11 protein-coding genes and 1 other annotated feature are annotated in these 15,030 nt (G+C 39.0%); of the genes, 1 reads left to right on the forward strand and 10 read right to left on the reverse strand.

Annotated features, from left to right (window positions below):
• The 6 genes from BSO02S_RS26420 to BSO02S_RS15895 form a co-directional block, all read right to left on the reverse strand.
• Window positions 1-78: TasA family protein (locus BSO02S_RS26420; protein ID WP_218010608.1), on the reverse strand; the 78-nt coding region annotated here is incomplete at its 3' end.
• 529 nt (window positions 79-607) lie between these two features.
• A complete protein-coding gene (locus BSO02S_RS15875; RefSeq protein WP_235846929.1) occupies window positions 608-2,893 on the reverse strand; it encodes a M6 family metalloprotease domain-containing protein in 2,286 nt (761 codons plus the stop codon).
• Window positions 2,894-4,086: 1,193 nt separating this feature from the next.
• Window positions 4,087-5,070: a tRNA dihydrouridine synthase gene (locus BSO02S_RS15880; RefSeq protein WP_180320827.1), complete on the reverse strand. Its 984-nt coding sequence runs from the start codon at window positions 5,068-5,070 to the stop codon at window positions 4,087-4,089.
• A gap of 582 nt (window positions 5,071-5,652) precedes the next feature.
• On the reverse strand, window positions 5,653-7,107 hold the full coding sequence (locus BSO02S_RS15885; RefSeq protein WP_066069370.1) for a Na+/H+ antiporter NhaC family protein: 1,455 nt from the start codon (window positions 7,105-7,107) through the stop codon (window positions 5,653-5,655).
• Between the two features lie 56 nt (window positions 7,108-7,163).
• Window positions 7,164-8,210, reverse strand: a complete 1,047-nt coding sequence (locus BSO02S_RS15890) for an aldo/keto reductase (RefSeq protein ID WP_066069343.1) — start codon at window positions 8,208-8,210, stop codon at window positions 7,164-7,166.
• Entirely contained in the window at window positions 8,210-8,554 is a 345-nt protein-coding gene (locus tag BSO02S_RS15895) for a TIGR04076 family protein (protein WP_066069346.1), read from the reverse strand. Before BSO02S_RS15895 ends, BSO02S_RS15890 begins: the two co-directional genes overlap by 1 nt.
• 75 nt (window positions 8,555-8,629) lie before the next feature.
• Window positions 8,630-8,873, reverse strand: a binding site (T-box leader).
• Window positions 8,874-9,426: 553 nt separating this feature from the next.
• Between BSO02S_RS15895 and BSO02S_RS27170 the strand changes: the two genes are divergently transcribed.
• A complete protein-coding gene (locus BSO02S_RS27170; RefSeq protein ID WP_157081471.1) occupies window positions 9,427-9,594 on the forward strand; it encodes a hypothetical protein in 168 nt (55 codons plus the stop codon).
• Between the two features lie 264 nt (window positions 9,595-9,858).
• Here BSO02S_RS27170 and BSO02S_RS15900 read toward each other — a convergent pair whose 3' ends face one another.
• From BSO02S_RS15900 to BSO02S_RS15920, 4 genes are all read right to left on the reverse strand, one after another.
• A complete protein-coding gene (locus BSO02S_RS15900) occupies window positions 9,859-10,713 on the reverse strand; it encodes a malate synthase (RefSeq protein ID WP_066069349.1) in 855 nt (284 codons plus the stop codon).
• A 771-nt stretch (window positions 10,714-11,484) separates the two neighbouring features.
• Window positions 11,485-12,864 (reverse strand): 23S rRNA (uracil(1939)-C(5))-methyltransferase RlmD, encoded by a 1,380-nt coding sequence (gene rlmD / locus BSO02S_RS15910; RefSeq protein WP_066069355.1) that lies wholly within the window; start codon window positions 12,862-12,864, stop codon window positions 11,485-11,487.
• A gap of 133 nt (window positions 12,865-12,997) precedes the next feature.
• On the reverse strand, window positions 12,998-13,765 hold the full coding sequence (gene pdaA, locus BSO02S_RS15915; RefSeq protein WP_066069358.1) for a delta-lactam-biosynthetic de-N-acetylase: 768 nt from the start codon (window positions 13,763-13,765) through the stop codon (window positions 12,998-13,000).
• Window positions 13,740-14,786 (reverse strand): nuclease-related domain-containing protein, encoded by a 1,047-nt coding sequence (locus BSO02S_RS15920; RefSeq protein WP_235846931.1) that lies wholly within the window; start codon window positions 14,784-14,786, stop codon window positions 13,740-13,742. The genes pdaA and BSO02S_RS15920 overlap by 26 nt, the downstream gene beginning before the upstream one ends.
• Between the last annotated feature and the right edge of the window lie 244 nt (window positions 14,787-15,030).

Below are 15,030 nucleotides of genomic sequence, written 5' to 3' on the forward strand. Positions count from 1 at the left end.
ATAAGTACCCCCCCCAATTAAAGATACCCCCATTATTGCCGACGCAATTCCCATACCTAATTTCTTTTTGAAACCCATGTTTACTCCTCCTTAAGTTTTTTCCCTTTTTCAGGGCTTTTATTTTTGAACTGCTTATAACTTGTAGTTTTATAAACCAATATAGGGAATTGTATCCCCTGTATCGGTACCCGCGATATTTTTGGGAAGAACAGGTTTCACATCCGGTGCATTGTTGTGATCACCGTTTGTTATGTATTGCATCCCCGCCCTTTTACCTTACATTCCTGTGAGTAATCTGGAAGCCGTCACTTGTTTTACAGGTAACGGCTTCCCCTTTTTAAAATGGGTTTGTCCACTAATCGGCATAATGGCGATAATGGACCCGTTTAATCTTTGGTTCCATAGACCCAGATAGAACCGTCTTGAACTGATAACCGAAAGGTTCCGGTCTTCCACCCGATGCTTTTGAAGATATGACGACAAATATTGTTGTGTTCAACACAATGAACAACAGTACCGTTTTTGTGTTACTAATCCCTTTTAGATTGTTTCCCTCTGTGTCGGGGTGCCCCGGCACAGAAGGTATATCATGAACAGTAAATCTAACCTATTGCCAGATTTCAATCATTGCATCTGCATACGCTTTCAAACTGTTATACGCTTTATTAGTGATAACATTCGTATTTTTTTGTTGATCCAACAGCACTTTGAAACTATTCATTTGTTTGACAATCTTATCCGCAGATCCTGTCTTTTCAAATTGGGCAACGCCTGCAAAATGAAGTTTCAAAGTTTGTGCTGCTCCTGCTTTGAATGCCCCCGCCTTGTCAAAGCTTTCAACAACAGAACTTAGACCGGTTGCGTTTAAGCTGCTCGGCAAAAGATTGGTCTCTGTACCGATTTGCTTGGAGTCAGTCTCTGAAGTGGCCGTGAAAGTAATATTAGCCGGAGCTGTCTTGCCCTTCGGAATGTTTACGTATACCGGTACATCGACGGTTTTACCAGGCTCCACAGCTATTACGTTGTGATCTAGTTGAACTTTCCAATCAGCACCAGCGGAAGCGTTCAATCGAATAATATCCTTTGCTTCGCCGGTATTTGTGACATTATAATGGTAAACCGCCACTTTGCCAGGAACGGCAGGTTGTATGGCTCCATCGCTTACATTTACTCCGCGCTTAAAGCTGCCTGCACTATCTGTGTTACGGACGGCAACCTGATAACGAAGTACGCCTTCAGCGTCTCTATGGTTTCCTAAAATATAGAAATGAAGTTTATTGTACGGATCGACGTACTCACTGACAACTGTATCCTTGCCAATGGAACTATCGTATTTTCCACTGACCAATTTTTCTCCATTCCCAGCATGGAATGTAGCATCGGCAAGCTGTCGGAAATCCCCTACAGTAACCATGGCTGTTGTGCCATCAGGTCTTTTATAGTTTGGTATATTAATATCTTGCGGATGTGAATCAACAACCCATACGTTTGGCGCAGTCTCCGCAGTTCTTGACTTGGAAATCAATACACCGGAATCATTTGTGAAGGAATCCGCACCCACTTGGTCGACTACTTCAATAGTGTAGCCATTGTACTTGCCGCTGAACATATCGTTACGATAGTCACCAGTAAGATAATTGCTTGGTGTTAAATCGTTCATGCTGATGTTGATACCGTGGAGCCCGGTCCGGCCAAATTTACTGCCAATCGGTACAGCACGCGCGGTAATTTCCGCAAACGCCGGTCCAGATGTCTTTAATGCATCATTGTTCAGCTGCAGGACTTCATCATTAGACATAAATCCTTGTTTCAACTTATTTCGCAGCGTATGATGTGCCGGTAAGGCGGTAGAATAGATGGACGGAACCATCCAGCGTGTATGATAATCGCCAGGGCCAATATGTGATCCTGAGGACATTATCTCCCAAGTTCCCGCGTATGTTCGTACTGGAGGAACGCTATAAGCATTGTTGTAGTTATCGCCAAGTCCTTTCAGATGTCCGAATTCGTGGGCAAATACCCCCATGCCATCACTTTCACCTTGAATGGAAGTTCGAATTGTTTTGCCGTTGATTTTTGCACTTGATGCGGCAGACCAAATTGTTTTGGCTGCAAAATAGGAAGTCCATGGAACATAACGAGTTTTTGCCCAGTTTGGCATATTTTCAAATCCTGGTAAATTCTTCGGCGGCCCAAATTCGTTAGTCACCGATTCTGGATTTAGGAACATCATCTCGCCGAACTCTTGCCAGATACTTGATTCGTCATAGCCCGCATGAACAATGAACACAAAGTCATAGTCTTTTCCGGATTTGTTTATGTCAGCTGTTGCTATACTCACGCCATCCTGGAAAAGGTTTCCGCTTGGGTAATTCTTTGGCAAGGTACCAGGGTTCATGCTGTCAAGCCCATACTGAAATTCGTTTTTATCCAAGCGATAAGGACCGTAAGAATCAAAAGTTACTCCCCATTTTCCGTAAGAGTTCTCCTTCCAATAGCGATCGATTGACTGATAATTGTTCTGTGCACTTGGAGTATTTAGAAAGTCCTTCCACCATTCCCCAAGTTTTTCACGAGGAACACCGTCGACTTGCGGATTACCCGCAGGATCTGAACCCTTTGGTTTGGACAAGATAAAATCCTGATCAGGAAAGTCGACTAGGATCAAGGCCCCTCTAAGCTCTGTTTCCGGTTTAATACTAGGGTCACTCCAGTCAATGCCCGGAACTTGCTTAAAATCGTTCCATGTCAAAGCGCTTTGGTTAACCCAAGACTGAGGATCTACATGGTTAGGCATTTTATCCAGCCCTGGATCCGCAGCAAAAGCGGATGTTGAAGACATCGCAAGCAATATCGTGGTTGATAATGCGGCAATCTTAATTCTTAGCTTCAAAGTATTTCTCCTCCCCCTTGGAAAATAACCTACTTTTATGTAGGTTTTTGTTTTCGAATTCCCCCTGATGATTAAGTTAAGTAGTCATTTCAGCAACGCTTTTAGCCCCTTTATCGCCTCTTTTCACCTCCTTTCACGGCTTAATGTCTTACCCGGGTTTATCACCCCCCTCCAAGCCATAGATCATATAGTCATAAATCGGGCAACACCTACAAAAAATGCCAACATCTTCATGAAATCTACTATTCTGGTAAGCTTGGCAATTTGCAAATAAAAGAATCTTCTATTGGAATTTTGCCAGGCGCATAAATACGATGATGTCTTTATAAAATATTTAATAGATTCTTTTAAACCTTGGTTTTAATTTTAAGCATTGCTTAGTGAAAGTTTTGCCGGTTATTGGCAATAATAAATTTTTTTAATTGATAAAATCCGATATAAAACTTGTTTAATAGTTAGGAATCGACGTATTTAACGGTTACCTTTCAAAGTATTTGTCAATTGTCCATGGATTTTGACCTGTTTTGCAGAGTTATTTTTGGTATAAAAAAACTTGCCAACATAGTATTACCAAGATGAATATTGTTCATATGATGTCACACTTTGATTATTTCCGTATTTATCCATTTGACTCAGGCTATTATTAGCGTTTGCCTTTTTTGATTGTTTACGGAAACTTGTGCCTTCGAATCTATCAGGTTTTTCACTAAGGGCTGCCCTGGAATGCGGGCATGGGTAGTATAGTAATCTAAGACACGAATAGTGGGAATGTAGCAAATATAAAAAGACCCTTTGTGGCCGTGGTATGTATTTTTAAAGGAACTGTCGAGGATATATTTGTGGAAATTACAATAAACATGGTATTAAAAAAATCGAACGGTTGAAGTCCTCCTAAAAGCAGAAGGATGTCCGAGAATCTTTTACAGATTCTTGGACATCCATCTGCTAATTATTAAATTAATTGTATCAACGTCCAGCACTCCACATGTGCCGAGTGTATTTGGCAACACAAGGGTGCTGGTGGGTTTATTACATTCTTAAGACCTTTTTCTTTCAGAAAACAGACTTTATCAAAACAAAAGTTGCCGGCTGCAAAGGAACTTGAAACTGAATAAAGTAAGTACACATGAGTTGATGTGATTCATTTTTCTCTAACTTTTTAAGAGTTATATTATTTCACGGTCTCGGTCCCATCAACATTCTTTTCCAAAGTTATCGAGCAATACACGCACTTCATCTGTTGATTTCGTGTTCATCAATTGATTTCTTAATTCAGCAGCTCCAGGGAATCCTTTGACATAAATTTTGAAAAAGCGATGAAGCCCTGTCATTGAACGTGGCAGTACTTCCGCATATTGATCTTGAAGATCAAGCTGCAGTCTTAAAAGATCAAGGTATTCTTTACTACTATGCTCTTTTGGTTCTTTTTCAAAAGCAAAAGGATTTTTAAAAATACCTCGTCCGATCATAACGCCATCAATACCATATTGTTCAGCAAGCTGCAGCCCAGTTTGACGGTCAGGAATGTCTCCATTGATTGTTAGCAGCGTATTAGGTGCAATACGGTCACGTAATTTTTTGATTTCCGGAATTAGCTCCCAATGCGCATCTACTTGGCTCAATTCCTTTCTTGTACGTAAATGAATAGAAAGGTTTGCAATATCCTGTTTTAAAATATTCGTTAGCCACTCCTCCCACTCCTGAACCTCGTTATAGCCAAGTCGTGTTTTCACGCTAACAGGCAGTCCGCCAGCTTTTGCTGCTTGAATAAGTTCTGCCGCAACGTCTGGGCGGAGAATAAGGCCACTACCTTTCCCTCTCGATGCCACATTCGGTACAGGGCAGCCCATATTAATATCGATGCCTTTAAATCCTAGCTCTGCCACGCCAATACTCATTTGACGGAAATATTCGGGATTATCCCCCCAAATATGTGCCACCATTGGCTGTTCATCTTCTGTAAACATCAAACGGCCACGCACACTTTTCATGCCCTCTGGATGACAATAGCTATCCGAGTTTGTAAACTCTGTGAAAAATACATCCGGTCGACCGGCTTCACTTACTACGTGACGAAAAACAACATCTGTCACATCTTCCATTGGGGCAAGTACAAAAAATGGTCGTGGTAAATCACGCCAAAAATTATCTATCATTTCAAACTCAAATCCTCTCACAATGGATACAACTTCCAACTCTCGGTCAAAAAATATAAAGCCAAATGTTCCACTTCTTCTACACTTATATCATGCTTAATGACTTATTATCAAACACAAGTACATTTGGACATTTATAATTTGTGAAAATCGGCAATGTTTATTTTAACCAAAATCGTTCCTGAATTGTATTTTTATAAACAAAAAAAGCAGATGGAATAGATTTTTTTATCTTTTATTTTTTTACTATTGATATATCTTTTATTTTATTCTTAAAGTATTTTACTTCTTTATTTTCACATTCCTCCACAACATTTCCCCCTATATTTATTCTGTAACTTTTTCTTGGGATCTGTAATTAAATCTACATATTTTTGTAATTCCTTTATTGCTTCTTCTATGGCTTTCAAATCTTTTTCTAAAGGACAGGACAAGGGTTGGGGATGAAAAAGACCCCGAAATCGGAAATGTTTATTTTCACGAAATCGGGGTCTAAATAGGAAATGTTTATTTTTGGGTTACACCTTCAAAACTATCTGCGACACGCATTTGACATGCGCGGTGTGTATGTGGCAACGCATGGGGTGTTGGTGGGTTTTCCCTCTATATTGAAGCACTTTGGTTTGTATATTCTTGAGGATTTCTAACCACTTTCCCTTCGGCGCCTTCGAATTCCCGGCCCCATCCCGTTATAATAGAGGATAATAGAACCAAGAACAGTACCATACAATAGATCATGCCGCTGCTTACTTGTGTTAGTGAAAGTGGTGCAACAAAATCATAACCTTTTGTCAACAAAGCACCGAGAAATACAAAAACACTTAAAAAAGGTATGACTAGCACGATTGCATTAGCAAAGCCATCGAGCAGGTAAGAACGACGGTATGGATGCAAACCAACACGTTTGCCAATCTCATTCTGAACTTTTCCAAATGTCGTCATCGATGCACTGGTGACACCGCCGAAGATTAAAGTTGTAAACGAAATACCTAACATCATTGCGAACTCAGCACCTCGGACCGTCTTGCCCATTTTGCTGTTAAGTATGCCGTTTGTGACTTTTTCAAGCACTCCCGCACCGTTGAGCACACCCATAATACCGTAGACTGAAATAACCAGCGTGACTGTTGCCATCATGCTGCTGATGCCGCCCGTCAGGAATCCTTTTGGAGCTCCATCCACGACAGAGATTACATTGGTGAAATTTATAAGGTTAAACGCCAGACCTATTATTGTCCCTAAAATGATACCTATAGTAATAGCTATATAGATATTACGAGTTTTGATTGCTGCAATTAGCATGACGACTACTGGAACCAGCATAACCAGTGTGGTAGGATTCATGTTCTTCGCAAGAATTTCCGAAGCTCCCACCCCAAACGTGCCGCCGCCGCCGAAGATCCAGAACAGCACAAAAGAGATAGACCCTGCGACCAAGGAGTACTTCAACCGGCTGGCAACACAGCCGCCCACTTCAGCGAAACCTTCTTTTTTTGTGTATTCTTGGGTTCCTGCGGAGATGATGGTGGTATCTGATATTGGTGCTAAATTATCACCAAAAATAGAAGCACTGACAATAGCGCCCGCAAGAACCGCAGGGTCGCATCCCAACAATACTCCCGCCGGGTAGAAAATAGGGAAGCAGGTAAACATGGTCCCGATGGATGACCCTGTAGCAGTAGCAATGACACAAACTGCCAAGAATATAAACGCCGTGAATAATCCCCCATCCACGCCCAGCAAGTCTGCAAGCCATACGAAACCTGACGAAATGTTAGTGGTTTTGATGAGCTCAGAGAACATCCCGATGATGAATAGCAGGATTGTAATCGGTACAGCTTCCTTTACGCCATCATAGACTGAATCCCAGAAAAGATCGTAGTTACCCTTTTTTACAAAAATGGCACCTATCATAAGTGCGACAAAAGCACCCATTGCCAAAGCATACATTTCAAACGCTTTAAAGACGATAAAATACAGTATGCAGAAAAATAGAAAAATAAAGACTGGAATAAACGCAACTCCCCAGCCACCCCTAAATTCAAGTCTCTGATTCATATCCAAACTCCCTCTCCTATACTAAACTCACTATTCTAGGCTATAAATACACTCACTTATTCTTCATTTAAATTCATCTTCATAATATCGCGATATTTCGAACCAACAGTACGCTCTAGCTCAAAAGGTTCACCCTCTAATATTGGATAGTTATCTAAGAATTGTTTAATTTCTTCGATATCGGAACGATCGAGTTCAAAAGTAAATATTTGCGCATTGGACTCAACATGCCTGCTATTCCTAACTCCAATAATAGATGCTCCGACTCCTTGCCCGCTTAATATATATTTTGTCGCAATCTGAGAAGCCTTGACAGAATACTTTTTACCGATTCTTTGCAACATTAACAGTAATTCCTGATAGCCATCCCAGCCCAAGGTATCCTCAATCACCTGAAAATATTTAACGTGTGAGCGTGTTTCGGGTTGAATAGATGGTTGGCCAATCCATTTTTCCGCTAACAAACCTCCTGATAATGTACCGTAGCACAGCAGGGAAATTCCTTTGCTTTTACAATAATCTATTAATTCCTTTTCTGGACGTCGATCAAAAACCGAGTATTGATTTTGACAAGACACAATAGGTATACCGGCATCAACGAGCTCGCTCAAATGCTTCGTATCAAAGTTGGTAACGGCGATATTACGGATTTTTCCCTTTTCTTTCAGTTTCAACAGATCTACCGCTGTCTCAACATAGCCAGGAACATCGTAATCCCACCAATGAAACTGCACCAGATCCAATGCCTCTCGTTTTTGACGCTTGAGGCTTCTGTCAATTACTTTTTCTGTATAGTTGTAATCGACCTCACTCAGCAAATTGATATCCGGTACATACTTGGTATGAATTTGAATATCATGCGGTGATAGGGTGCTACCAGCTTTTAGTTCCGTTAAAAATTCACCTAAGAATTCTTCCGTGCCAGTATAGATATCTGCACAATCAAATGTCGTAAAACCTCTTTCAGCAAGCATATGGAAGGCCTTCATGGCATCTTGCATATCTAATTTTTCTTGTAAGCTATGGCCTTCCGATAGCTGCCAACAGCCGTTGATTACTCTGCTTATCGTATAATCTTTTGCTAATTCGAATCGTTCTGCCATTATTGTTTACCTCCTTTATGTATAGGTTCTATTGTGCATTCAGCATGACTAAATTCTTTTGTTCCGATGCGAGTTATTTTAAATCTGGCACCACAGTTTGGATCCGGGCAGGCTATTAGACTATCAGACAACATCCAGTCTTTAGCGTGTAATGGCCGCTGCTTTGCCGGCAGTAATGGCAAAATTGCACTTAAAGCATACATTGAAAATGAATTAGTTTCTGGGAAGATCAGGTCTTCCCCAATAACTAAGAAATAGTCACCTTCCTTATGCCTGCATACCATTGGTTTATCTGTACCGACAACCTCTACTTTTAAGTTATATAGCGTAAATTTATCATCCATGGCATGTCCTCCTTTCTGCACTTGCAGCTTTTTAGGTTCCTATAAAAATAAAAAACACCTGTCCTTAAATAAAAATTCAAGGACAAGTGTTAACCTGCGGTACCACCTTGTTTGATATGTATCGTACATATCCGCTCTGTAGAGTGCTCTCACACCCTTAGCCCTGTAACGCTGGCTCTGCGTCTAAGCTACTAAAAAGTAATTTCGTTCACTTTGCCCTCTGAGGCCCACTTGCTGTCACTGCATCTGCCCGGCTTACACCATCCCGGGTTCGCTAAGAGATCGTTTAACAGTTTTACTCCCTCGTCTACGGTTTATAAAAAGGTTAGCATCATGGTTTTCTATTGTCAACGGTTATTTCAATATTTAGATAACTTAACTTTATTGTAAATAAAAATTTGGCTCTTTTCTAATAAGAATTGTGCTAATTAAAGATTCGCAAATAAAACTCGTAAATAAAAGTCCTGGATTCACATATCCAGGAGGCTAAATATAAATGAATGAACAATTACACCAAAATTAAAAAAGGAGCATAACTTTAACGCTTCTTTTCATTCTTGCATTGAAAACTTTTCCTTTTACACTGGGTACTGAAAGACCAAGAAATCAGAAAAGTTTATTTTGACTTGGAGTTTATCTTTGGTTTACATCCCATGTACACTATTTCTGTCAATTTATTTATCATTTCTTGTATCTCCTGGAAGTCTGATGCAAATAAGACTTAAAATCAACCCTTTCCAGGAATATTGTCCCAAATTCATCAATCAAATTATGAATATTGTATAATTTTAGTAACAATATCTTCATACGTCCAAATGGAGGAGGACAATTTGGGGACTTGTTTCTTTGCGTAGGTATAGAAGGAAAAAGATGTGCTTAGAGAGCCACAGGTGCGTTTCATGTACCTAGCTCAGTCCATTTTAGGAATTGATTCAAAACTTATTTATTTATCTGATTCGGAAAATACGGAATTACAAAATTTGATTGAGATAGAGTTTAATATTCCAAAGGATCTTGGAAAAACTGTGAATAGCTGTTGATTTTCAATTGAATTATACCAAAAAAGTCCCGGGCTCCTATTGAGGAAAAACCGGGATCAAATTGAATCAGAACCGGAAATCGGAAATATTATTTTCACGAAAACCGGATCTGAATCGGAAGTATTTATTTTTACTGGGAAATGTTTATTTTAGTCAGACACTTTTAATTTTATTTGCAAACAGTACCAGGCACTATTCGCCATTAGTAATAGGTGAGAAAAATGTGTCAGTCCCCTGTCATTCTTATTTACTTTGGTCTAACGTTTAAATACGCATTAATGCGCCATTAGGCTTTGGTAACTCTTGATCTGTTATCTGATTCATTTTACAAAAATGTTCAAAAAATTGTTGTGCCAGCTCTCGTTCCCTTGGGTCACTTTTCAACGAAACTATATCAAGCAAAATTTGAGCCATCCATGAATTTTCAAAATAACGGTATTTACCTGAATTCCATGTGATTTTTTGGGGGAATTTTTCATTTATATAATATTTCCAGAAAAGCATCTGATCCGATTCCTGTTCTGTAAGTTGGATTTTGTATTCTGAATGAGCAGGAATATATCCATCTTCACAAAGCTTACCGATAAAATCTTCATTCACCATATAGACACCTAAGATACGTCTGTCTTTTTCAGGCATGCTGGAATCTATTGCTGTTAACAGCACAGCGCTATTTTGGTGCAAGCGGATGGGTTTGTTTGGCTTCCCTTTGTTATTTCCACTTTTTATTACGCCTGAAAAAACCTTCCACTCTGAAAAAGAACTATTCTGCTCTTCTGTGTCACACCAAAAAACCATTTGTGATTCGGAATGAAGTTTATGATTTTTCATAAGTTTTTCATGTTCCAAGTGAAGTTCCTGGTTTTTTCGTTGTAGTTTTTTTTCTTCTTCCTTCTTCCATTCTTCCTTCTTTCGTTCCAATTCCTTTTTTTGTATAATTTTTTCAAGTGAATTAGCATCACTTTTATCATGCATTGTTAGGTGCTTTCCAAATACATCAGGGAAAAAAAACTTTTTATTTTCCGATTCGAAATGTATTTCAATAATAGAATCATTATGTTTTACTATACTACCCATGCCAAAAAGCTCGTGTGTAACTTTCTTATTGATTAAATTCATTATTCCAGTCCTCCTTGTATAATAAAAACTCGGTTACTATTAGATAGTAAATTGATAATTTTATTCAACTTACTTACCTTTAAAGCTCACACAACTGTTTGAATTTTTCTTCGTTTTAAAAAAGGATATTAAAAAAACGTATCCATAATTCTATCTGCAAAAAAAATACAGAAAAATTCGGAATACGATTGAAAAAATAATTATAAGACTATTATAACATTTTTTTGAAAATATTACAAACTTCTTATTGACAACCCATTATACCGCGAGGTAAAATAAAATTTTATTCTCTAAACTCCATTGAATTAACTATGGCTTTGGTGCCTGACCCCCAGTGCTAAAGCATTAATGCAGGCACCCGATTTCATTAATAATCTTAATATGCAAATCCATATTTTAACAAAAAATGCTCAGGAACTTGAGACTTATCTTCAATCAAAGGACGATGGAACCTCCCTGTATAAGCTAAAAAAACAGCTTGAAGTATTTGTAGTTTTTAAAGAATTAACCCCCGCATTACTTCATCGTTTAATTGAAAAAGTTGAAATAAAAGCAGACGGAAAAGCGAAGGTCCACTACAGAACCTCCACTACTCTGCTTATTTTTCAATTAATTCGAGTGCCTGTCACAACCCGAAGTTTGTAAGTTTTGTCGATGTTGTAATTGAAAATTAAATGGTTGTTCCCTAATCACATAAAAACAAGCCCAATTTTAAAAAAATTGGGCTTAGGACAATTCAATCGCAGTTCTCATTTAATATAGATATTAAGACTATTTTAACATTAATTGCACAACACACTCAACGTGCGCCGTCTGCGGGAACATGTCGACGGGCTGGATATACTTCACTTCATATTTCGAACTTAAGGTTTGAATGTCTTTTGCCAAGGTCGATGGATTGCAGGAAACATAAATAAGCTTTTCTGGTTCTGCCTGCAAAATGGTTTGGATTAACTGGCCATCGAGGCCTGTTCTTGGCGGGTCAACTATGATAACATCTGGCTTCCAGCCCTTTTTAACCCATTTTGGCAGTACTTCCTCTGCTTTTCCTGGTACATATTTGGTATTAGTGAACCCATGGCGCTTAGCGCTTTTCTTCGCATCCTCAATTGCTTCGGGGATAACATCCATACCGCGAATTTCCCCGGCCAGGTCAGCAAGCCATAACCCAATTGTTCCAACACCGCAATAGGCATCGACTACTTTTTCATTGCCAGTCAGAGCGGCTGCTTTTTTTACTTCATTATAAAGCTTTACGGTTTGCTGAGGATTTAATTGGAAGAATGTCCTCGCTGATAGCTCAAATTGTAGGTCCCCCAGTGTTTCCTGAATAAATTCCTCACCAGCTAACCCGAGCGTTTCCTCTCCAAAAATGAGTGATGTCTTTTGCTCATTGATGTTCTGGACAATTGATTTCACCTTAGGGAGTCGTTTTTGGATTTCCTGAAGAATGAGATCTTTTTTCGGCAATTCTTGCTGGGCAGTAATCAGCACGACTTGAACCTCACCGGTTTGTACTCCGACACGGGTGACGATTGTTCGGACGATTCCCTTTCGCGACTTTTCATTATAAATAGGGATTCTTAATTCTTCTAAAATTTGTTTAACGATTAACGTTGCTTCATTCGTTTGTGAATGCTGAACTGCACAATGGTCGATGTCTATTAGCTGATGGGAATTAAGGCCATATAGACCAGCAAGTACCTTGTTATCTCTTTGACCAACTTGGAAACTACTCTTATTGCGGTAGCCCCACGGGTCTTCCATTCCAATTGTTTCACGGATATCAAGCTTGTCGATGGAAAGCTTCGTATGACGTTCGAGTGACTGAATGACAATGTCACGTTTTTCTTTCAGCTGCTGATCATACTGCAAATGCTGAAGCTGACAGCCGCCGCACTGATCATAAACAGGGCATAACGGCTGCACACGGTGTGGTGATTTAATGCGAATCTTTTTGATTTTTGCCTCAGCAAATTTAGGGTTTACAGCTGTTGCCTCAACGACTACTTCTTCGCCTGGAAGCGCACCCGGGACAAAGACAACCTGCCTTTTAAAATAACCAACACCTTCTCCATTAATTCCCAGCCGTTTAATGGTCAGCGGAAAGGTTTGATTCAGTTCTATTTTGACACCTTGGTCTGTTTTCATTTTGTTCACTCCATATTGTTAACACTTCTCCAGCGAAGCGTGGATTTCGTTTCTAGATTTATATTTTCCCCGTATTATAGCATGATTCACAGCGAAAAGCCGAATCTCCGTCGAAATTCGGCTTAGTCTACAATTATTTTCTCTTAGGAAAATCATCAAGGCTTTTAAATTTATAGCCTTTCTTTTTCAAGTCTTGAATGACCTTCTCAAGGGCCTCTGCATTATCCTTCGAGACAGTGTGTAATAGAAGGACACAGCCGGGATGAACCTGCTTCATGATATTATCGTATGAATATTGCCAGCCCTTTTGCTGATTGATGTTCCAATCGACGAACGCCAGTGACCAGAAAACATGAGTGTAGCCTGCTTCCTTTGCAATCTGCATGGTTCTTTCGCTAAAAATACCACGCGGCGGGCGTAAATACTTCATCTTTTTTTGGCCAGTTAATTCTTTCGTCTTTACTCGTACGGTTTCCAGCTCGTCCCGAATTTTCTCATCACTAATTGTTGTCATATCCGGATGATGCCAAGAATGATTTCCGATGATATGTCCTTCTTTAACCATCCGTTTGACTAGGTCTGACGCCGAATTTAAATAATGACCCGTCACAAAAAAAGTCGCAGGTACCTTTTCCTTTTTCAAGACATCGAGAACTTGTGGGGTATATCCCTGTTCATAGCCGTTATCAAAGGTAAGATATAGTGTTTTGGAATCGGGGTTGCTTTTGTAAAATGCCCCGTATTTTTCAATTAGCTGATCAAGCTGGGCACCTGCTTCTGCCGGCTGTTCGTTTGCGCCTTTCTTAAACCCCCAGTGAATGGGCTGATTTGACACTGTTGCATATGTAACATTTGGAATCAGTAAGAGCAGCAAACTAAGGATGCACAATAATCTTTTCATCCATGTTCCCCCTATTTTTGTTTTTTATAGTGTTTGTTTTATTTTGGGAAACATTAATGGTGGATAAAGGAAATAATTCTGGTTGGTAGTAGACTCGTCCTCTTTTTGTCCCTTTATAGGGTAGGTTTAGTGTGGGTAACTGTGCTGTAGTTGTCCTTGAAGAAGGTATGTGAAGAAATTCCCTTATTTCAGGATTGCAAAATGAGGGTTTTATCAGCAAGAAATAATCATTTATACCATTTATAAAAGCATCTTTTGAAAACAAAAGGCATTCGGGACATATCCATTTTGCTCTTTTATAATACATAGGGATGTGCAAACATCTTGGGCATTGAACCCCAGTAATTAGTTCGATTATTGTCATTTGAAACAAATTGAGAATATCGACTTTTTGGGGAGCGTGTTGTGATAATAGAAGATTTTTCACTTTAGTTATTGTCTTTTGATTGATCTTTTTTTCACTATAGCTTTCCTCTAGTTCATCTATTCTATTTAATAAATCATAAGCTTTAATGACTTTTTGCTCTGCTTCTTTGTAGCCAGGGGTTATGACGATTTCAGTAGAGGGTTTGCAAACTGTCACTAGATTTTCTATAGGTATAAAAGGTATTTTATATTTTTCCATTAAATTTCTTAGGGAAATTTTGTGCCGGTTTACTTGAGCTACTGGGTTTTCATAAACCTCTCTATTTCCCGCAAACTCTTGAATCAATTGATTTTTTTCAAACTGTAAGGTTCCTGAATGATTTTTAGCATCAATAATAAGGATTATTTTTGGTGAAAGAAGGAGTGCGTCGATTTGAAAGAAGGTATTTCCAGTGGGAAGGCGGAGACCGTAAAAAATATGATACTTGTGTTCCGGAATTTGTTCCAAATAATATTTTAATGTCTTTTCTCCGTTATATCCCGATCTTAATATTCTTATTTTTGACTTTATATCCTGCATCCTTTGATGATTTTTCGGTACCCTTCTTTCTAAAGCCTCGGCTTGAAGTAAGTAGGTGGGGGGTGTAAGTTCCATTTCAATCAAAATTCATTCCTCCTAAGTATTTTTTAGTATATTTTCAACAAATGTTTGAGAAATTCCTACTCATTTTAGGTAGTGATATTGACTTTTTTGTGTCTATTTAATTCATTAGATTAATTTTAGTGCGATTTTATTAAAAGATAATTGAGGTATGCGCAACTTACTACATAATTTTTACGCTTACGACATATTTTTGGCCACTTACTACCTATTTTTCAATACTTACGACATTTCCTAG

Origin of the sequence: Neobacillus soli NBRC 102451 (assembly GCF_001591665.1) — a bacterium.
Taxonomy (GTDB): Bacteria; Bacillota; Bacilli; order Bacillales; family Cytobacillaceae; genus Neobacillus; species Neobacillus soli.